This window comes from Pseudomonas sp. PsB, assembly GCF_043658375.1.
GTDB lineage: Bacteria > Pseudomonadota > Gammaproteobacteria > Pseudomonadales > Pseudomonadaceae > Aquipseudomonas > Aquipseudomonas putida_Z.
The window spans coordinates 80,784-99,416 of the sequence record NZ_JBIGLU010000006.1 but is presented as its reverse complement, the minus strand read 5'-3'; the positions used below and the strand labels follow the sequence as shown (position 1 = coordinate 99,416).

The 18,633-nt window shown below is 64.4% G+C and carries 17 protein-coding genes; 16 read left to right on the top strand and 1 reads right to left on the bottom strand.

Going from position 1 to position 18,633, the window contains the following annotated elements; genetic code table 11:
- The first annotated feature begins 39 nt into the window (after positions 1 to 39).
- The 16 genes from mraZ (at position 40) to lpxC (ending at position 17,849) form a co-directional block, all read left to right on the top strand.
- Positions 40 to 495, top strand: a complete 456-nt coding sequence (mraZ, locus tag ACGLHT_RS10730; protein WP_004575120.1) for a division/cell wall cluster transcriptional repressor MraZ — start codon at positions 40 to 42, stop codon at positions 493 to 495.
- Entirely contained in the window at positions 492 to 1,439 is a 948-nt protein-coding gene (rsmH, locus tag ACGLHT_RS10725; RefSeq protein ID WP_025340553.1) for a 16S rRNA (cytosine(1402)-N(4))-methyltransferase RsmH, read from the top strand. Before mraZ ends, rsmH begins: the two co-directional genes overlap by 4 nt.
- Positions 1,436 to 1,729 (top strand): cell division protein FtsL, encoded by a 294-nt coding sequence (gene ftsL, locus ACGLHT_RS10720; protein ID WP_025340552.1) that lies wholly within the window; start codon positions 1,436 to 1,438, stop codon positions 1,727 to 1,729. The genes rsmH and ftsL overlap by 4 nt, the downstream gene beginning before the upstream one ends.
- Entirely contained in the window at positions 1,729 to 3,471 is a 1,743-nt protein-coding gene (locus tag ACGLHT_RS10715; RefSeq protein WP_274078349.1) for a penicillin-binding protein 2, read from the top strand. Before ftsL ends, ACGLHT_RS10715 begins: the two co-directional genes overlap by 1 nt.
- Positions 3,468 to 4,958, top strand: coding sequence for a UDP-N-acetylmuramoyl-L-alanyl-D-glutamate--2,6-diaminopimelate ligase (locus tag ACGLHT_RS10710; RefSeq protein WP_274120366.1), 1,491 nt, complete (start codon positions 3,468 to 3,470; stop codon positions 4,956 to 4,958). The genes ACGLHT_RS10715 and ACGLHT_RS10710 overlap by 4 nt, the downstream gene beginning before the upstream one ends.
- Positions 4,951 to 6,318 carry a UDP-N-acetylmuramoyl-tripeptide--D-alanyl-D-alanine ligase gene (murF, locus tag ACGLHT_RS10705; RefSeq protein ID WP_075046265.1) on the top strand — a complete coding sequence of 456 codons (1,368 nt, stop codon included), beginning with the start codon at positions 4,951 to 4,953 and terminating at the stop codon, positions 6,316 to 6,318. Before ACGLHT_RS10710 ends, murF begins: the two co-directional genes overlap by 8 nt.
- Positions 6,318 to 7,400: a phospho-N-acetylmuramoyl-pentapeptide-transferase gene (gene mraY / locus ACGLHT_RS10700; protein WP_025340548.1), complete on the top strand. Its 1,083-nt coding sequence runs from the start codon at positions 6,318 to 6,320 to the stop codon at positions 7,398 to 7,400. The genes murF and mraY overlap by 1 nt, the downstream gene beginning before the upstream one ends.
- A 6-nt stretch (positions 7,401 to 7,406) precedes the next feature.
- Positions 7,407 to 8,753, top strand: coding sequence for a UDP-N-acetylmuramoyl-L-alanine--D-glutamate ligase (murD, locus tag ACGLHT_RS10695; RefSeq protein ID WP_274120367.1), 1,347 nt, complete (start codon positions 7,407 to 7,409; stop codon positions 8,751 to 8,753).
- Positions 8,750 to 9,964: a putative lipid II flippase FtsW gene (ftsW, locus tag ACGLHT_RS10690; RefSeq protein ID WP_075046263.1), complete on the top strand. Its 1,215-nt coding sequence runs from the start codon at positions 8,750 to 8,752 to the stop codon at positions 9,962 to 9,964. Before murD ends, ftsW begins: the two co-directional genes overlap by 4 nt.
- Complete coding sequence (murG, locus tag ACGLHT_RS10685) at positions 9,954 to 11,033, top strand: undecaprenyldiphospho-muramoylpentapeptide beta-N-acetylglucosaminyltransferase (protein WP_274120368.1); 1,080 nt, start codon at positions 9,954 to 9,956, stop codon at positions 11,031 to 11,033. Before ftsW ends, murG begins: the two co-directional genes overlap by 11 nt.
- Entirely contained in the window at positions 11,026 to 12,474 is a 1,449-nt protein-coding gene (gene murC, locus ACGLHT_RS10680) for a UDP-N-acetylmuramate--L-alanine ligase (protein WP_013974110.1), read from the top strand. Before murG ends, murC begins: the two co-directional genes overlap by 8 nt.
- Positions 12,471 to 13,427, top strand: coding sequence for a D-alanine--D-alanine ligase (locus ACGLHT_RS10675; RefSeq protein WP_015271707.1), 957 nt, complete (start codon positions 12,471 to 12,473; stop codon positions 13,425 to 13,427). Before murC ends, ACGLHT_RS10675 begins: the two co-directional genes overlap by 4 nt.
- 5 nt (positions 13,428 to 13,432) lie before the next feature.
- Positions 13,433 to 14,302 (top strand): cell division protein FtsQ/DivIB, encoded by an 870-nt coding sequence (locus ACGLHT_RS10670; RefSeq protein WP_025340544.1) that lies wholly within the window; start codon positions 13,433 to 13,435, stop codon positions 14,300 to 14,302.
- Between the two features lie 14 nt (positions 14,303 to 14,316).
- On the top strand, positions 14,317 to 15,573 hold the full coding sequence (gene ftsA / locus ACGLHT_RS10665) for a cell division protein FtsA (RefSeq protein WP_051098537.1): 1,257 nt from the start codon (positions 14,317 to 14,319) through the stop codon (positions 15,571 to 15,573).
- 55 nt (positions 15,574 to 15,628) lie between these two features.
- Positions 15,629 to 16,825 carry a cell division protein FtsZ gene (gene ftsZ / locus ACGLHT_RS10660; protein ID WP_003260772.1) on the top strand — a complete coding sequence of 399 codons (1,197 nt, stop codon included), beginning with the start codon at positions 15,629 to 15,631 and terminating at the stop codon, positions 16,823 to 16,825.
- 112 nt (positions 16,826 to 16,937) lie between these two features.
- Complete coding sequence (lpxC, locus tag ACGLHT_RS10655; protein ID WP_003260771.1) at positions 16,938 to 17,849, top strand: UDP-3-O-acyl-N-acetylglucosamine deacetylase; 912 nt, start codon at positions 16,938 to 16,940, stop codon at positions 17,847 to 17,849.
- 47 nt (positions 17,850 to 17,896) lie between these two features.
- On the opposite strand, the gene ACGLHT_RS10650 is transcribed toward lpxC, so the two are convergent.
- Entirely contained in the window at positions 17,897 to 18,352 is a 456-nt protein-coding gene (locus ACGLHT_RS10650) for a DUF721 domain-containing protein (RefSeq protein ID WP_025340543.1), read from the bottom strand.
- Positions 18,353 to 18,633 lie beyond the last annotated feature (281 nt).

The window sequence follows — 18,633 nt, the reverse complement described above, 5'->3', positions numbered from 1 at the left end:
TCTGGCACAAAAAAGCTAACATTGTGGGGAATCGCAGCCGTGTTCCGCGGAGCCAACGCCGTCAGCCTCGATGCCAAGGGCCGTCTCGCCATGCCGAGCCGGTACCGTGACGAGCTCGATTCGCGTTGCAATGGTCAGCTGATCGTGACCATCGACGCCGTTGACCCCTGCTTGTGTGTTTATCCCCTCGATGAGTGGGAACAGATAGAAGCCAAGTTGCGTGCCTTGCCATCGTTGCGTGAGGAGAACCGCCGCCTGCAGCGTTTGCTGATCGGTAATGCGGTTGACCTGGAGCTCGATGGAAGCGGGCGTTTCCTGGTACCGCCCCGTCTGCGTGAGTACGCCAAGCTCGACAAGAAGGCGATGCTGGTGGGGCAACTGAACAAATTCCAGCTGTGGGATGAAGATGCCTGGAACGCGGTTTCGGCAGCCGACCTTGCAGCTATTCAACAACCGGGCGCCATGCCCGACGAATTGCGTGACCTGATCCTGTGACCATAGATAGCGGCTTCAACCACATTACCGTCCTGCTCGACGAAGCTGTCGAGGCATTGGCCTTGCGCGCCGACGGTTGCTATCTGGACGGCACTTTCGGCCGTGGCGGGCACAGCCGGCTGATTCTCAGCAAGCTCGGGCCGCAAGGGCGGCTGCTGGGTTTCGACAAAGATCCACAGGCGATTGCCACGGGGCAAGCGCTGGCGGCCGAAGACGGCCGCTTTGTCATTGTGCAGCGCAGCTTTGCCGAGCTGGGCGCGGAGGTGGCCGAGCGCGGCCTGGATGGCAAGGTCAGCGGCGTATTGCTGGACCTGGGCGTTTCCTCGCCGCAGCTGGATGACCCCGAGCGTGGCTTCAGCTTCCTCAATGATGGCCCGCTGGACATGCGCATGAACCCGGACCAGGGCATTAGCGCCGCCGAGTTCATCGCCACTGCGCCGGTGGAAGAGATCGCCCGCGTATTCAAGGAATACGGCGAGGAGCGCTTTGCCGGGCGCATGGCGCGTGCTGTGGTGGAGCGCCGCGAAAAGCAGCCGTTCACCCGTACCGCCGACCTGGCGGAAGTGCTCAAGGTGGCCAACCCGGCTTGGGAAAAGGGCAAGAACCCGGCTACCCGTGCCTTCCAGGGCCTGCGCATTCACGTCAACAACGAACTGGGCGACCTTGAGACCGGTCTTGAGGCGGCGCTCGAAGCGCTGGAAGTTGGCGGGCGCCTGGCAGTCATCAGTTTCCACTCGCTGGAAGACCGTATCGTCAAGCTGTTCATGCGCAAGCTGGTCAAGGGCGAGGCCGACAACCTGCCACGCAACCTGCCGGTTCAGCACAAGGCCTTCGAGCCGAAAATCAAGCTCATCGGCAAGGCCCAGTTCGCCTCCGAAGCCGAGCTCAAGGCCAACCCGCGGGCGCGCAGCGCCGTGATGCGGGTGGCGGAGAAACTGCGGTGAGCAGGCTGTTTGCCAAACCCTTGCCAGGCGGAAGCTTCCTGATGCTTCTGCTGTTCGTTGCCGTGCTGATTTCGGCCATCGCCGTGTCCTACAGCGCGCACTGGAACCGTCAGTTGCTCAATACCCTGTACGGCGAGTTGAACGAGCGCGACAAGGCCCAGGCCGAGTGGGGCCGGCTGATCCTCGAACAAAGCACCTGGACCGCCGCCAGCCGCATCGAAAACCTGGCTTCCGAGCAACTGAAGATGCGCGTACCTTCGGCTGACGAAGTACGGATGGTGGCGCCATGATGAAGCTCGAAGGCGCACTCTACCCGTGGCGTTTCCGCGTGGTGATCGGCTTGCTGGCGCTGATGGTCGGTGCCATCTGCTGGCGCATCATCGACCTGCAGGTGGTCGACCGTGACTTCCTCAAGGGCCAGGGCGATGCGCGCAGCCTGCGTCACATCCCTATCCCGGCGCACCGCGGCCTGATCACCGACCGTAACGGCGAACCGCTGGCGGTCAGTACCCCGGTCACCACCCTGTGGGCCAACCCCAAGGAAATGCAGGCCTCCAAGGACCGCTGGCCACAGCTGGCGGCAGCGCTGGGGCAGAACCCGCAGCAGCTGACCGAGCGCCTGACCCAGCAGGCCAGCAAAGAGTTCATCTACCTGGTCCGCGGCCTGACCCCGGAGCAGGGCCAGCATGTGCTCGACCTGAAAGTGCCGGGTGTATACGGCCTGGAAGAATTCCGCCGCTTCTACCCGGCCGGTGATGTCACCGCGCACATGGTCGGCTTCACCGACCTCGACGACCACGGTCGCGAAGGGGTGGAACTGGCCTATGACGAGTGGCTGGCCGGTGTGCCCGGCAAGCGGCAGGTGATCAAGGATCGGCGCGGCCGGCTGATCAAGGACATCCAGGTAACCAAGAACGCCAAGGCAGGGAAGACCTTGGCGTTGTCGATAGACCTGCGCCTGCAGTACCTGGCCACCCGCGAGCTGCGCAACGCCATTGCCGAACAGGACGCCAAGGCCGGCAGCCTGGTGATCATGGACGTCAAGACCGGTGAGGTCCTGGCCATGGTCAACCAGCCGACCTACAACCCCAACAACCGCCGCAGCATGTTCCCGGCCGCCATGCGTAACCGCGCGATCATCGACGTGTTCGAGCCGGGTTCCACGGTCAAGCCGATCTCCATGAGCGCGGCACTGGAAAGTGGCCGCTGGAAGCCGACCGACAAGGTCGAGGTGTACCCGGGCAGCCTGCAGATCGGCCGCTACACCATCAAGGACGTGTCCAGGAGCGAAGGCCCGATCCTCGACCTGACCGGCATCCTGATCAACTCCAGTAACGTCGGCATGAGCAAGATCGCCTTCGACATCGGCGGCGAGGCCATCTACCGGGTCATGTCCCAGGTCGGCCTGGGCCAGTACACCGGCCTTGGCTTCCCCGGCGAGCGCGTCGGCAACCTGCCCAACCACCGCGAGTGGCGCAAGGCAGAGACCGCGACCCTGTCCTATGGCTATGGCGTGTCGGTCACCGCCCTGCAACTGGTGCATGCCTACGCGGCGCTGGCCAACGACGGCAAGATGGTGCCGCTGTCGATCCTCAAGGTCGACAAGGCCCCAGAAGCCGTGCAGGCCATTCCGAAGGAAACCGCCGAAACCGTCCAGGGCATGCTGCAGCAGGTGATCGAAGCACCGCGCGGCGTGTTCCGCGCCCAAGTGCCGTTCTACCACGTGGCCGGCAAGTCCGGTACCGCGCGTAAAGCCACCGTGGGGTCCAAGGGCTACACCGAAAACGCTTACCGCTCGCTGTTCGCCGGCTTCGGGCCGATGAGCGACCCGCGCTACGCCATCGTCGTGGTCATCGACGAACCGGGCAAGGGCGGCTACTTCGGTGGCCTGGTTTCGGCACCGGTGTTCAGCAAGGTCATGTCCGGCACCCTGCGCCTGATGAACGTGCCGCCAGACAACCTGCCGCCACCAGCACCCGTCGAACAGTCGCAAGTCAATGCAACAGCAACCGCCAAGGGAGGGCGTGGATGATGACAATGCCATTGAGCAAGCTTTTCGCTCACGCCAGCCGTGACCCGCTGATCCGTGAACTGACCCTGGACAGCCGCAATGTGCGCCCGGGCGACCTGTTCCTGGCTGTGCCGGGCGCCAAGGTCGATGGCCGCGAGCATATCGCCGATGCCCTGGCCCGTGGCGCCGCTGCCGTGGCCTATGAAGAGCAGGGCGCAAGCGTCCTGCCGATCACCGACGTGCCGCTCATCCCGGTCAAGGGCCTGATCGCCCAGCTTTCGGATATCGCAGGTCGCTTCTATGGCGAGCCGAGCCGCCAGCTGAACCTGGTGGGCGTCACCGGTACCAACGGCAAGACCAGCGTCACCCAGCTGGTGGCCCAGGCGCTTGATGTGCTTGGTCAGCGTTGCGGCCTGATCGGCACCCTGGGTACCGGCTTCTATGGTGAACTGCAGAGTGGCCGCCTGACCACGCCCGACCCGATCGCCGTGCAGTCGACCCTCAACGACCTCAAGAAAGGTGGCGCCAAGGCCGTGGCCATGGAGGTTTCCTCCCATGCTCTGGAGCAGGGCCGGGTCGCCGCGCTGGAATTCGACATCGCGGTCATGACCAACCTGTCCCGCGACCACCTGGACTACCACGGCAGCATGGAGGCCTACGAGGCCGCCAAGGCCAAGCTGTTCGCCTGGCCGAGCCTGCGCTGCCAGGTGGTCAACCTGGATGACGATTTCGGTCGTCGCCTGGCCGCCGATTTTGCCCGCCGCCCGAGTGTCGACCATATCGAGACCCGGTTGCTCAGCTACAGCCTGGAGAACCCGGAGGCCTCGCTGTTCTGCCGCGAAGCCGTGTTCAATGACGATGGCGTGCGCGCCACCCTGGTCACCGCCCAGGGCGAACGTACCCTGCGCAGCCAGTTGCTGGGCCGCTTCAATCTGAGCAACATGCTCGCCGCCGTGGCGACCCTGCTGGCGCTGGACTATGCGCTGGATGAAATCCTCAAGGTCACCCCGCAGCTGCAGGGGCCGGTCGGCCGCATGCAGCGCCTGGGCGGCGGCGACAAGCCGCTGGTGGTGGTCGACTACGCGCACACCCCGGACGCCTTGGAAAAAGTGCTCGAAGCCCTGCGCCCGCACGCCCACGGCAAGCTGCTGTGCCTGTTCGGCTGCGGCGGCGACCGTGACCGCGGCAAGCGCCCGCTGATGGCCGAAGTGGCCGAGCGCCTGGCCGACCGCGTGCTGGTCACCGACGACAACCCGCGTACTGAAGACCCGCTGCGCATCTTTGACGACATCCGCCCGGGTTTCGCCAAGCCTGCCGAGGTCGAGTTCGTCGCTGGCCGTGGCGAAGCCATCGCACACCTGATCGCCACTGCCGCTGCCAACGATGTGATCGTGCTGGCCGGCAAGGGGCACGAGGATTACCAGGAGATCAATGGCGAGCGCCATGATTTCTCCGATTTGATCGAGGCCGAAAAGGCACTTGCAGCCTGGGAGGCTCCACATGCTTAAGCCGATGTCACTCAGCCAGCTGACCACAGCACTGAGTGGTCAACAAATCGGTGCCGACGCCACCTTCACCGGCGTCAGCATCGACAGCCGCAGTGTTGGCGCCGGGCAACTGTTCGTCGCCCTGGCCGGCCCGCGCTTCGATGGCCACGACTACCTGGCCGATGTGAAGGCCAAAGGCGCTGTCGCGGCCCTGGTCGAGCGGGAAGTAGCCGATGTCGACCTGCCGCAGCTGCTGGTCGCCGATTGCCGCCTGGCCCTCGGCCAGCTTGGCGCGCTGAACCGTGCTGCCTTCGACAAGCCGGTGGTGGCCATCACCGGTTCCAGCGGCAAGACCACGGTCAAGGAGATGCTCGCCAGCATCCTGCGCACCCGTGGCCTGGTGCACGCCACCCGCGGCAACCTGAACAACGACCTCGGCGCGCCGCTGACCCTGCTGGAGATCGCTCCCGAGCACAGTGCCGCGGTGATCGAACTGGGCGCCTCGCGCATTGGCGAGATCCGCTACACCGTCGGCCTGACCCAGCCCCAGGTGGTCATCATCAACAACGCCGGTACCGCCCACGTTGGCGAGTTCGGCGGCCCGGAAAAGATCGTCGAAGCCAAGGGCGAGATCCTCGAAGGCCTGGGCGAGGGCGGCATCGCCATCCTCAACCTGGACGACAAGGCCTTTGATATCTGGAAGGCACGCGCCGGCGCGCACAAGGTCTTCAGCTTTGCCCGCAGCAATGCAAAGGCCGATTTCCATGCCACGGACATCGGTCGCGATGCCCGTGGTTGCCCGTCGTTCAAGCTGCACGGCGCTGGTGACGTGGTAGACGTGCAGCTCAATGTGCTTGGTGAGCACAACGTCAGCAACGCCCTGGCCGCCGCCGCCGCTGCCCATGCCGTTGGTCTGAGCCTGAGCGGCATCGCCGCCGGCCTGGCTGCGGTGCAACCGGTCAAGGGCCGTACCGTGGCGCAGATCGCGCCGAACGGCGTGCGGGTGATCGACGACAGTTACAACGCAAATCCCACCTCCATGTGCGCGGCCATTGATATACTCGCCGGCTTTTCCGGGCGCACCGTTCTGGTGCTTGGGGATATCGGCGAACTGGGGCAATGGGCGGAAGAAGGCCACCGTCAGGTGGGTGACTACGCGCGTGGCAAGGTCGACGCCCTGTACGCAGTGGGTTCCAACATGACACACGCGGTCAAGGCGTTCGGCGCCAATGGTCGCCATTTCGCTACTCAAGCTGAGCTGATCGACGCGGTTGGCGCCGAGAATGCCAGCGACACCACTATCTTGATCAAGGGCTCGCGCAGCGCTGCGATGGAAAACGTCGTGGCGGCATTGTGCGGTGCCAGCGGGGAGAAACATTAATGCTGCTGCTGTTGGCCGAGTATCTGCAACAGTTCCACAAAGGCTTCGCGGTCTTCCAGTACCTGTCCCTGCGCGGAATTCTGGGTGTGCTGACCGCGTTGTCCCTGGCGCTGTGGCTGGGGCCGTGGATGATCCGTACCCTGCAAATCCGCCAGATCGGCCAGGCCGTGCGTAACGACGGCCCGCAATCGCACCTGTCCAAGTCCGGCACCCCGACCATGGGTGGGGCGCTGATCCTGTCCGCCATCGCCGTCAGCACCCTGCTGTGGGCCGACCTGACCAACCGCTACGTGTGGGTGGTGCTGATCGTTACCCTGGCATTCGGTGCCATCGGCTGGGTCGACGACTACCGCAAGGTGATCGAAAAGAACTCGCGTGGCCTGCCAAGCCGCTGGAAGTACTTCTGGCAGTCGGTGTTCGGCCTGGCTGCAGCCATCTTCCTGTACAAGACCGCGCCGACCAGCGTCGAAACCACGCTGATCCTGCCGTTCATCAAGGATGTCACCATTCCGCTGGGCATCGGCTTCGTCGTGCTGACCTACTTCGTCATTGTCGGTTCGAGCAACGCGGTCAACCTCACCGACGGCCTCGACGGCCTGGCGATCATGCCGACGGTGATGGTCGGCGGTGCCCTGGGCATCTTCTGCTACCTGTCGGGCAACGTGAAGTTCGCCGAATACCTGCTGATCCCCTATGTGCCGGGCTCGGGCGAGCTGATCGTGTTCTGCGGCGCGCTGATCGGTGCCGGCCTGGGCTTCCTGTGGTTCAACACCTACCCGGCGCAGGTGTTCATGGGTGACGTCGGCGCGCTGGCGCTGGGCGCCGCGCTGGGCACCATCGCCGTGATCGTGCGCCAGGAAATCGTGCTGTTCATCATGGGCGGCGTGTTCGTCATGGAAACCCTGTCGGTGGTGATCCAGGTTGCCTCCTTCAAGCTGACCGGCAAGCGCGTGTTCCGCATGGCGCCGATCCACCACCACTTTGAACTCAAGGGCTGGCCAGAGCCACGGGTGATCGTCCGCTTCTGGATCATCACCGTGATCCTGGTGCTGGTCGGCCTTGCAACCCTGAAACTGAGGTAGATGAGCGTGTCCCTGATCGCTTCCGACCAATTCCGCATCGTTGTCGGCCTCGGCAAGAGCGGCATGTCCCTGGTTCGCTTCCTGGCGAGCCGGGGCATTGCCTTTGCGGTCGCCGACACCCGCGAGCAACCGCCGGAACTGGACACCCTGCGCCGTGATTACCCGCAGGTGGAAGTGCGCTGTGGTGAACTGGACGTGGACTTCCTGTGCCGCGCCAACGAGCTGTACGTCAGCCCCGGCCTGGCCCTGGCCACCCCGGCCCTGCAGCAGGCGGCCGCGCGTGGCGTGAAGCTGTCCGGTGACATCGAACTGTTCGCCCGCCACGCCAAGGCCCCGATCATTGCCATCAGCGGCTCCAACGCCAAGAGCACCGTCACCACCCTGGTCGGCGAAATGGCCGCCAAGGCGGGCAAGCGCGTGGCGGTGGGCGGCAACCTCGGTACCCCGGCGCTGGACCTGCTGGCCGATGACGTCGAGCTGTACGTGCTGGAACTGTCCAGCTTCCAGCTGGAAACCACCGACCAGCTCAACGCCGAAGTGGCCACCGTGCTGAACATCAGCGAAGACCACATGGACCGCTACAGCGGCCTGCCGGCCTATCACCTGGCCAAGCACCGGATCTTCCGTGGTGCCCGCCAGGTCGTGGTCAACCGCCAGGACGCCCTGAGCCGGCCGCTGCCGGTGGAAGGCCGCCCATGCTGGACCTTCGGCCTCAACCAGCCGGACTTCAAGGCCTTCGGCCTGCGCGAAGTGGACGGCGAGAAATACCTGGCGTTCGAATTACAGGCGCTGATGCCGGCGCGTGAGCTGAAGATTCGTGGCGCCCACAACCAGAGCAATGCCTTGGCGGCACTGGCCCTGGGGCATGCTGCCGGCCTGCCGTTCGAACCGATGCTCGAGGCACTGCGCGAGTTCGGCGGCCTGGCCCACCGTTGCCAATGGGTGCGCGAGCGCAATGGCGTTAACTGGTACGACGATTCCAAGGCCACCAACGTCGGTGCTGCCCTGGCCGCCATCGAAGGCCTGGGTGCCGACATCGAAGGCAAGCTGGTGCTGATCGCCGGTGGCGATGGCAAGGGCGCCGACTTCGCCGCGCTGCGCGAGCCGGTCAAGCGCTTCTGTCGTGCCGTGGTACTGCTTGGCCGTGATGCCGAGCGCCTGGCCGAAGCCCTGGGCGATGGCGTGCAACTGGTCCGCGTCAAGACCCTCGACGACGCCGTGCAGCAATGCGCCGAACTGGCCCAGGCGGGTGATGCCGTGCTGCTGTCGCCGGCGTGCGCCAGCCTCGACATGTTCAAGAACTTCGAAGAACGCGGGCGCCTGTTCGCCCAGGCAGCGGGAGGCCTTGCATGATCTTCGGCATCCTCAAGCCCTATCCGTCGCCGCTGATCAGCGGCCGTGGCATCGACCTGGACTTCGCGATGCTCGCCGGCTGCCTGGCATTGCTGGGCCTGGGCCTGGTGATGATCACCTCGGCGTCCTCGGAAGTGGCTGCGGTGCAGTCGGGCAACCCGCTTTACCACATGTTCCGCCACCTGGTGTACGTGTTCCTCGGCCTGGTCGCCTGTGGCGCCACCATGCTGGTACCGATCGCCACCTGGCAGCGCATGGGCTTCCTGATGCTGCTGGGTGCCTTCGGCCTGCTGGTACTGGTGCTGGTGCCGGGTATCGGCCGCGAAGTGAACGGCTCCATGCGCTGGATCGGCTTCAGCTTCTTCAACGTGCAGCCTTCGGAAATTGCCAAGGTGTTCGTGGTCGTCTACCTGGCCGGCTACCTGGTGCGCCGGCAGACCGAGGTACGCGAAACCTGGATGGGCTTCTTCAAGCCGTTCATCGTGCTGCTGCCCATGGCTGCCCTGCTGCTGATGGAGCCGGACTTCGGTGCCACCGTGGTGATGATGGGCGCGGCGGCGGCCATGCTGTTCCTCGGCGGGGTGGGGCTGTTCCGCTTCAGCCTGATGGTGGTGTTGGCGGTGGTCGCAGTGTTCGTCCTGGTACAGGCGCAGCCTTACCGGATGGCGCGCCTGATTACCTTTACCGACCCGTGGTCCGACCAGTTCGGCTCGGGCTACCAGTTGACCCAGGCGCTGATTGCCTTCGGCCGTGGCGAGTGGTTGGGCGTTGGCCTGGGCAACAGCGTGCAGAAGCAGTTCTACCTGCCTGAAGCGCACACCGACTTCGTGTTCTCGGTACTGGCCGAAGAACTCGGCGTGGTCGGCTCGCTGCTGACTATCGCGCTGTTCGTATTCGTGACTGTACGTGCCTTGTATATCGGCCTGTGGGCGGAAAAAGCCAAGCAGTTCTTTGCCGCTTATGTTGCCTTCGGCCTGGCCTTCCTGTGGATCGGCCAGTTCCTGATCAACATCGGTGTGAACGTCGGCCTGCTGCCGACCAAGGGCCTGACCCTGCCGTTCCTCAGCTACGGGGGCAGTTCGCTGGTGATCTGCTGTGCCTGTGTGGGCCTGTTGCTGCGTATCGAGTGGGAAAGCCGCACGCACCTGGGCAGTGAGGAGCACGAATTCAGCGAAAGCGATTTTGCCGAGGAGACCAATCATGGCCGCTGACGGCAAGAACGTACTGATCATGGCGGGCGGCACCGGGGGCCACGTGTTCCCGGCCCTGGCCTGCGCCCGTGAATTCCAGTCGCGCGGCTACAGCGTGCACTGGCTGGGCACCCCGCGTGGCATCGAGAACGAACTGGTGCCCCAGGCCGGCCTTCCGCTGCACCTGATCCAGGTCAGCGGCCTGCGCGGCAAGAGCAAGCTGTCGTTGCTCAAGGCACCGTTCACCTTGGTCAAGGCCGTGCTGCAGGCGCGGCGTATCGTGCGTGAGCTCAAGCCGGTATGCGTGGTCGGCTTCGGTGGCTATGTGACTGGCCCCGGCGGCGTGGCCGCACGCCTGTGCGGCGTACCGCTGGTGATCCACGAGCAGAACGCCCGCGCCGGTACCACCAACCGCCTGCTGCTGCCGCTGGCTGCACGTGTGTGCGAAGCCTTCCCGGCCACCTTCGCCGCCAGCGACAAACTGCGCACCACCGGCAACCCGGTGCGCCCGGAACTGTTCATGGACGCCCTGCGCGCGCCCTTGGCCGAGCGCCGTGCGCGCCTGCTGGTGATGGGCGGCAGCCTGGGTGCGGAACCATTGAACAAATTGTTGCCTAAGGCCCTGTCCGAAGTGCCCGCCGCGCTGCGGCCAGAGGTATTCCACCAGGCCGGCAAGCAACACGCGCCGATCACCGCCGAGCGTTATCACGAGGCAGGCGTCGAGGCTCAGGTAGAGCCCTTCATCAAGGACATGGCCCAAGCCTATGGCTGGGCCGACATTGTGGTGTGCCGGGCCGGCGCCCTGACCGTCAGCGAGCTGGCGGCAGCGGGCCTGCCTTCGATGCTGGTGCCATTGCCCCACGCGATCGACGACCACCAGACCCACAACGCCCAATATCTGGCCCGGGAAGGCGCTGCCTTCCTGATGCCACAAGCGACAACTGGCGCAGCGCAGCTCGCTGAACGCCTGAACGAGGTGCTGATGCAACCCGAGAAACTCAACGTCATGGCAGGCACCGCACGGCGCCTGGCCAAACCTGCCGCAACCAGCACCGTGGTCGATATCTGCCTGGAGGTGGCCCATGGTTGAGAGCCAGAAAGCCATGCCTCAGCCGAAGATGGGCCGTATCCGCCGTATCCACTTCGTCGGTATCGGCGGCGTGGGCATGTGCGGCATTGCCGAAGTGTTGCTGAACCTGGGCTATGAAGTGTCCGGTTCCGACCTGAAGGCCTCCCCGGTCACCGAGCGCCTGGAATCGTTCGGCGCCGAGATCTTCGTCGGCCACCGCGCCGAGAACGCCGCCACCGCCGATGTGCTGGTGGTGTCCAGCGCCATCAACCCGGCCAACCCGGAAGTCGCAACCGCCCTCGAGCGGCGCATTCCGGTGGTGCCGCGTGCCGAGATGCTCGCCGAGCTGATGCGCTATCGCCATGGCGTGGCCGTTGCCGGCACCCACGGCAAGACCACCACTACCAGCCTGCTGGCCTCGGTGTTCGCCGCTGGCGGCCTGGACCCGACCTTCGTCATCGGTGGCCGCCTGACCGCGGCCGGCACCAATGCCCAGCTGGGTACCAGCCGCTACCTGATTGCCGAAGCGGACGAGAGCGATGCCAGCTTCCTGCACCTGCAGCCGATGGTAGCCGTGGTCACCAACATCGACGCCGACCACATGGCGACCTACGAAGGTGACTTCAACAAACTGAAGAAAACCTTCGTCGAGTTCCTGCACAACCTGCCGTTCTACGGCCTGGCCGTGATGTGCCTGGACGACCCGGTAGTGCGCGAGATCCTGCCACAGGTCAAGCGCCCGACCGTGACCTATGGCTTCAGCGACGAGGCCGACATCCGCGCCATCAACGTGCGCCAGATGGGCATGCAGACCCACTTCACCGTGCTGCGCCGTGACCGCGAGCCGCTGGAGGTGTCGGTGAACATGCCCGGCAACCACAACGTGCTCAACGCCTTGGCCACCATCGCCATCGCCACCGACGAAGGCATCACCGACGAAGCCATCGTCCAGGGCCTGTCCGGCTTCCAGGGCGTCGGCCGCCGCTTCCAGGTGTACGGCGAACTGCCGGTCGAAGGCGGCAGCGTGATGCTGGTCGACGACTACGGCCACCACCCGACCGAAGTGGCCGCGGTGATCCAGGCCGTGCGCGGCGGTTGGCCAAGCCGTCGCCTGGTGATCGTCTACCAGCCGCACCGCTACAGCCGTACCCGCGACCTGTACGACGATTTCGTCCAGGTGCTGGGCGATGCCAACGTGCTGCTGCTGATGGAGGTCTACCCGGCCGGCGAAGAGCCGATCCCCGGCGCCGACAGCCGCCAGCTGTGCCACAGCATCCGCCAGCGCGGCAAGCTGGACCCGATCTACATCGAGCGTGGCGTCGACCTGGCGCCGCTGGTCAAGCCACTGCTGCGCGCTGGCGACATCCTGATCTGCCAGGGTGCCGGTGATGTCGGCGGCCTGGCCCCTCAATTGATGAAAAGCCCGCTGTTCGCTGGCGCCAAGCAGGAGAAGTCGAAATGACCAGCGCCTACGACAAACTGCACTCGACCCTGGACGTCAAGGCGTTCGGCCGCGTCGCGGTGCTGTACGGCGGCAAGAGCGCCGAGCGCGAAGTGTCGCTCAAGTCCGGTGCCGCAGTGATCGACGCGCTGACCACCGCCGGTGTCGACGTGGTCGCCATCGACGTGGGTGACGACCTGCTCGACCGCCTGCAAAGCGAGAAGATCGACCGCGCTTTCATCATCCTCCACGGCCGTGGCGGTGAAGACGGCAGCATGCAAGGCCTGCTCGAGTGCCTGGGCATCCCCTACACCGGTAGTGGCATCCTTGCCTCGGCACTGGCCATGGACAAGCTGCGCACCAAGCAGGTGTGGCAGAGCCTGGGTATTCCTACCCCGCGCCACGCGGTGCTGGCGAGCGAAAGCGATTGTTTGCAGGCCAGTACGGAACTGGGCTTCCCGCTTATCGTCAAACCCGCCCATGAAGGTTCCAGCATCGGCATGGCCAAGGTGAACAGCGCCCAGGAACTGGTCGCCGCCTGGCAGGATGCCGCCCGATACGATTCCCAGGTACTGGTGGAGCAGTGGATCCACGGGCCGGAGTTCACCGTTGCGGTATTGCGCGGCCAGGTGCTGCCGCCGATCGCCCTGGGTACGCCGCACGTGTTCTACGACTACGACGCCAAGTACATCGCCAACGATACCCAGTACCGCATTCCGTGCGGCCTGGACAGCGTCAAGGAACAAGAACTGATCGACCTGACCGCGCGCGCCTGCGATGCCATCGGCATCGAAGGCTGGGGGCGGCTGGACGTGATGCAGGACGAGCAGGGCCGGTTCTGGCTGCTCGAAGTCAACACCGCACCCGGCATGACCGACCATAGCCTGGTGCCCATGGCGGCCCGCGCGGCCGGCCTGGACTTCCAGCAACTGGTGCTGGCGATCCTGGCCGAAAGCGTGGCGACGCGAGGTTAACAACCATGCAAGGCGCGATGATACGTCAGCAGCAACCCGTTACCGGCCGTAGCAAGCCGGTGCCGCGTGGTGCCAGCCGGCTGGTGGCCGACGAGCCCGTATCGGCGCGCCTGCCGCGGCCAAGCCTGGGTGGTCTCAAGCGCCTGCTGTGGCCGGTGCTGCTTGTGGCGGCCGGGTTTGGCGCCTACGAGGGCGCCATTCGCCTGATGCCGTACGCCGACCGGCCAATCACCAAGATCGACGTGCAGGGCGACCTCAGCTACATCAGCCAGCAGTCGGTGCAGCAGCGTATCGCGCCCTACGTGGCAGCGAGCTTCTTCAGTGTCGACCTGCCGGCGATGCGCGCAGAGCTCGAGCAGATGCCGTGGATCGCCCACGCCGAAGTGCGCCGGGTGTGGCCCGACGAGGTGGTGATCCGCCTGGAAGAACAGTTGCCGGTGGCGCGCTGGGGTGACGAAGCCCTGCTCAACAACCAGGGCCAGGCCTTCACCCCGCGCGAACTGGCCAACTACGAGCACCTGCCGCAGCTGGCCGGGCCGCAGCGTGCTCAGCAACAAGTGATGCAGCAGTATCAGGTATTGAGCCAGATGCTGCGCCCCCTGGGCTTTTCCATCGCTCGCCTGGAGCTGCGCGAGCGAGGCAGCTGGTTCCTGACCACGGGCGCGAGCAGCGCCGGGCCAGGCATCGAGCTGCTGCTGGGGCGCGACCATCTGGTGGAGAAGATGCGCCGTTTCATTGCCATTTACGACAAGACACTCAAAGACCAGATCAGCACTATCGCCCGCATTGATCTGCGTTACTCCAACGGACTTGCCGTTGGTTGGCGGGAACCGATTGCACCGACGACGGCCCAACCCGCCGTTGCGAAGAATTAGAGAGAGGCAGGACCATGGCAAACGCGCATAGCGGCAAAATGATCGTCGGGCTGGACATCGGCACCTCCAAGGTGGTGGCGCTGGTGGGTGAAGTGGGCGAGGACGGCACCCTGGAAATCGTCGGGATCGGTACCCATCCGTCCCGCGGCCTGAAAAAAGGCGTGGTGGTGAACATCGAGTCCACCGTGCAGTCGATCCAGCGCGCGGTGGAAGAAGCGCAGCTGATGGCCGGCTGCCGCATCCACTCGGCCTTCGTCGGCGTGGCCGGCAACCACATCCGCAGCCTGAACTCCCACGGCATCGTCGCCATCCGCGATCGCGAGGTCAGCCTGGCCGACCTGGAGCGCGTACTCGACGCCGCCCAGGCCGTTGCCATCCCGGCCGACCAGCGTGTGCTGCACACCCTGCCGCAGGACTACGTGATCGACAACCAGGAGGGCGTGCGCGAGCCGCTGGGCATGTCTGGCGTACGTCTGGAAGCCAAGGTCCACGTGGTCACCTGCGCGGTCAACGCGGCGCAGAACATCGAAAAATGCGTACGCCGCTGCGGCCTGGAAATCGACGACATCATCCTCGAGCAGCTGGCCTCGGCCTACTCGGTGCTGACCGACGATGAAAAAGAGCTGGGCGTGTGCCTGGTGGACATCGGTGGTGGCACCACCGACATCGCCATCTTCACCGAGGGCGCGATCCGTCACACCGCGGTGATCCCGATTGCCGGCGACCAGGTGACCAACGACATCGCCATGGCCCTGCGTACCCCGACCCAGTACGCCGAAGAAATCAAGATCCGCTACGCCTGCGCCCTGGCCAAACTGGCTGGCGCCGGCGAGACCATCAAGGTGCCAAGCGTGGGTGATCGCCCACCGCGCGAGCTGTCGCGTCAGGCCCTGGCCGAGGTGGTGGAGCCACGTTACGACGAGCTCTTCACCCTGATCCAGGCCGAACTGCGCCGCAGCGGCTACGAGGACCTGGTGCCGGCCGGCATCGTCCTCACCGGCGGCACCGCGAAGATGGAAGGCGCCGTGGAACTGGCCGAGGAAATCTTCCACATGCCGGTACGCCTGGGCGTGCCGCACAGCGTTCGGGGGCTCAGCGACGTGGTTCGCAACCCGATCTATTCCACCGGCGTGGGCTTGCTCACCTACGGCCTGCAGAAGCAGACCGAAGACCTGCCCCTGACCGGTAACAGCAGCAGCAACAGCTATGGCGATGAACCGAAGGCTCCAGTGCTTGAACGCTTCAAGCGCTGGGTCCAGGGCAACTTCTAAGTTTCAAAGCAGTAGTGGTAGGCGCGACAACTAGAGAACTGTAAGGAGAGGGAAAATGTTCGAGCTCGTAGACAACGTCCCGCAAAGCCCGGTCATCAAAGTGATCGGTGTTGGCGGTGGTGGCGGCAACGCCGTCAACCACATGGTCAAGAGCAGCATCGAAGGCGTGGAATTCATCTGCGCCAACACCGATGCCCAGGCGCTGAAGAACATCGGCGCGCGCACCATCCTGCAATTGGGCACTGGCGTGACCAAGGGCCTGGGTGCCGGTGCCAATCCGGAAGTCGGCCGCCAGGCCGCGCTGGAAGACCGTGAGCGCATCGCTGAAGTGCTGCAGGGCACCAACATGGTGTTCATCACCACTGGCATGGGCGGCGGTACCGGTACCGGTGCAGCGCCGATCATCGCCGAAGTGGCCAAGGAAATGGGCATTCTCACCGTTGCCGTGGTGACCCGTCCGTTCCCGTTCGAAGGCCGCAAGCGCATGCAGATCGCCGATGAAGGCATCCGCATGCTGGCCGAAAGCGTCGACTCGTTGATCACCATCCCCAACGAGAAGCTGCTGACCATCCTGGGCAAGGATGCCAGCCTGCTGTCCGCCTTCGCCAAGGCTGACGACGTACTGGCCGGTGCCGTGCGCGGTATCTCCGATATCATCAAGCGCCCGGGCATGATCAACGTCGACTTCGCCGACGTGCGTACCGTGATGGGTGAAATGGGCATGGCCATGATGGGTACTGGCTGCGCCAGCGGCCCGAACCGTGCGCGTGAAGCCACCGAGGCAGCGATCCGCAACCCGCTGCTGGAAGACGTCAACCTGCAGGGCGCCCGCGGCATCCTGGTGAACATCACCGCAGGCCCTGACCTGTCGCTGGGCGAGTACTCCGACGTGGGTAGCATCATCGAAGCCTTCGCCTCCGACCACGCCATGGTCAAGGTCGGCACCGTGATCGACCCGGACATGCGTGACGAGCTGCACGTGACCGTAGTGGCCACCGGCCTGGGCGCGCGCATCGAGAAGCCTGTGAAGGTAGTCGACAACACCCTGCAGACTGCCCAGCAGGTGTACGAGGCTTCCAACCCGGCGCCGGTTCGCCAGGAGCAGCCTGCGGTCAACTACCGTGACCTGGAGCGCCCGACCGTAATGCGCAACCAGGCCCATGCAGGTGCTGCTGCAGCCGCTAAACTGAACCCTCAGGATGACCTGGACTACCTCGATATCCCGGCATTCCTGCGTCGTCAGGCTGATTAATGGAATTTATCAGGGGTATAAAGGTGATTGGTATTCATCAAAGGTTGGGTCTGTTATCATCCCCAGCCTTTGTTGATACCTGTTCGCAATTTGCGCTGAAGCGGCCAATGCCATGATTAAACAACGCACCCTGAAGAATACCATCCGTGCCACAGGTGTCGGTCTGCACTCCGGGGAGAAGGTTTACCTGACCCTCAAGCCTGCACCTGTTGACACCGGCATCGTCTTCCGCCGCGCCGACCTCGACCCTGTGGTCGAAATCCCGGCGCGCGCGGCCAACGTCGGCGAGACAACCATGTCGACGACGCTGGTCAACGGTGACGTCAAGGTCGATACGGTCGAGCACCTGCTCTCCGCCATGGCGGGCCTGGGCATCGATAACGCCTACGTCGAGCTCTCCGCCTCGGAAGTGCCGATCATGGATGGCAGCGCCGGACCCTTTGTATTTCTGATTCAGTCTGCCGGCCTGGAAGAACAGGACGCAGCCAAGAAGTTCATCCGCATCCTGCGTGAGGTGACCGTGGAAGAGGGCGACAAGCGCGCCACTTTCCTGCCTTTCGACGGTTTCAAGGTGAGCTTCGAGATCGACTTCGATCATCCGGTCCTCAAGGGCCAGACCCAGAGTGCGGTCGTCGACTTCTCCAGCACCTCGTTCGTGAAGGAAGTCAGCCGCGCCCGTACCTTCGGTTTCATGCGTGACATCGAATACCTGCGCAAGCACAACCTTGCGCTGGGTGGCAGTGTCGAGAACGCCATCGTGGTCGACGAGACCGGTGTGCTCAACGAAGACGGCCTTCGTTCCGATGACGAATTCGTCAAGCACAAGATCCTCGACGCCATTGGCGACCTTTATCTGCTGGGCAACAGCCTGATCGGCGAGTTCAAGGGCTACAAGTCCGGCCACGCGCTGAACAACCAGCTGTTGCGCAAGCTGATTGCCGAAACCGATGCCTGGGAAGTGGTCACCTTCGAAGATGCCAGCACGGCACCGATCTCGTACATGCGCCCTGTTGCGGCCGTGTAAGTTCGAACACTCTCTAGTTCATTAAGGCCACCTTCGGGTGGCCTTTTTTATGGCTTGCCCTGGGCGTGGGCGGCCAATCGTTCCAGTGCTGCGCGCAGCTTGGGGTCAGTGATGCCCTCGGCGGTATCGCGCAGGCTCTCGGCTGCGTTATTGGACAGTTCCGCAGCATGGCCACCACGCTTGGCTGGCACCAGCGGGGGCTGGACCTTGTACAGGATGCGCCTGAGATTGGCGAACGCCTCCATGGCCTGTAATGCCGACATCAGGCGTTTCTGCTGATAGCGCAGGCGGGTTGCCCAGTGGCCGTCGGTTACCACCAGCAACAGTGTGCCATCGCGCCACGACGCCACATGGCAGTGCTCGCGGGCGGCTGGTTGCAGCTGGCTTTCCAGCAGGCGCTGCAGGTGCTCCAGGCGTTCGGCCTGGTTCAGCAGCAGGCGCAGCGGGCGGACCTGGCGGAGCAGGGCCGAGGGCGGCTGGGCGGGTGAGGGTTTGTAGGCCATGGGTATGTGCATGAGGTTACAAGATCGGCAGTTTAACACCTCTTGTAGCCTGCACCGGCCTCTTCGCGGGCTTGCCCGCTCCCACAGGTATTTCGCAACACTTGAGACCTGTGGTGATCCTGTGGGAGCGGGCAAGCCCGCGAAGAGGCCCGTGCAGGCAACCAAGGACAAGACTCATTCTCGATACGTTTCATCTTCCCGAACCTTGAACTCAGGGAAAATGCCCCTATCTAAAACAAGCCCCCGCCAAAACGCTGTACAAGCATCGTGGAAATCCACCA

Bases quoted from the DNA above. Each gene is read 5' to 3' on its own strand.
- ACGLHT_RS10715 (WP_274078349.1), top strand. From the start codon at position 1,729: ATGAAGCTCGAAGGCGCACTCTACCCGTGGCGTTTCCGCGTGGTGATC.
- lpxC (WP_003260771.1), top strand. From the start codon at position 16,938: ATGATTAAACAACGCACCCTGAAGAATACCATCCGTGCCACAGGTGTC.
- ACGLHT_RS10650 (WP_025340543.1), bottom strand. From the start codon at position 18,352: ATGGCCTACAAACCCTCACCCGCCCAGCCGCCCTCGGCCCTGCTCCGC.
- ftsA (WP_051098537.1), top strand. From the start codon at position 14,317: ATGGCAAACGCGCATAGCGGCAAAATGATCGTCGGGCTGGACATCGGC.
- mraY (WP_025340548.1), top strand. From the start codon at position 6,318: ATGCTGCTGCTGTTGGCCGAGTATCTGCAACAGTTCCACAAAGGCTTC.
- ACGLHT_RS10675 (WP_015271707.1), top strand. From the start codon at position 12,471: ATGACCAGCGCCTACGACAAACTGCACTCGACCCTGGACGTCAAGGCG.
- ACGLHT_RS10670 (WP_025340544.1), top strand. From the start codon at position 13,433: ATGCAAGGCGCGATGATACGTCAGCAGCAACCCGTTACCGGCCGTAGC.
- ACGLHT_RS10710 (WP_274120366.1), top strand. From the start codon at position 3,468: ATGATGACAATGCCATTGAGCAAGCTTTTCGCTCACGCCAGCCGTGAC.
- ftsW (WP_075046263.1), top strand. From the start codon at position 8,750: ATGATCTTCGGCATCCTCAAGCCCTATCCGTCGCCGCTGATCAGCGGC.
- murG (WP_274120368.1), top strand. From the start codon at position 9,954: ATGGCCGCTGACGGCAAGAACGTACTGATCATGGCGGGCGGCACCGGG.
- ftsZ (WP_003260772.1), top strand. From the start codon at position 15,629: ATGTTCGAGCTCGTAGACAACGTCCCGCAAAGCCCGGTCATCAAAGTG.
- murC (WP_013974110.1), top strand. From the start codon at position 11,026: ATGGTTGAGAGCCAGAAAGCCATGCCTCAGCCGAAGATGGGCCGTATC.
- murF (WP_075046265.1), top strand. From the start codon at position 4,951: ATGCTTAAGCCGATGTCACTCAGCCAGCTGACCACAGCACTGAGTGGT.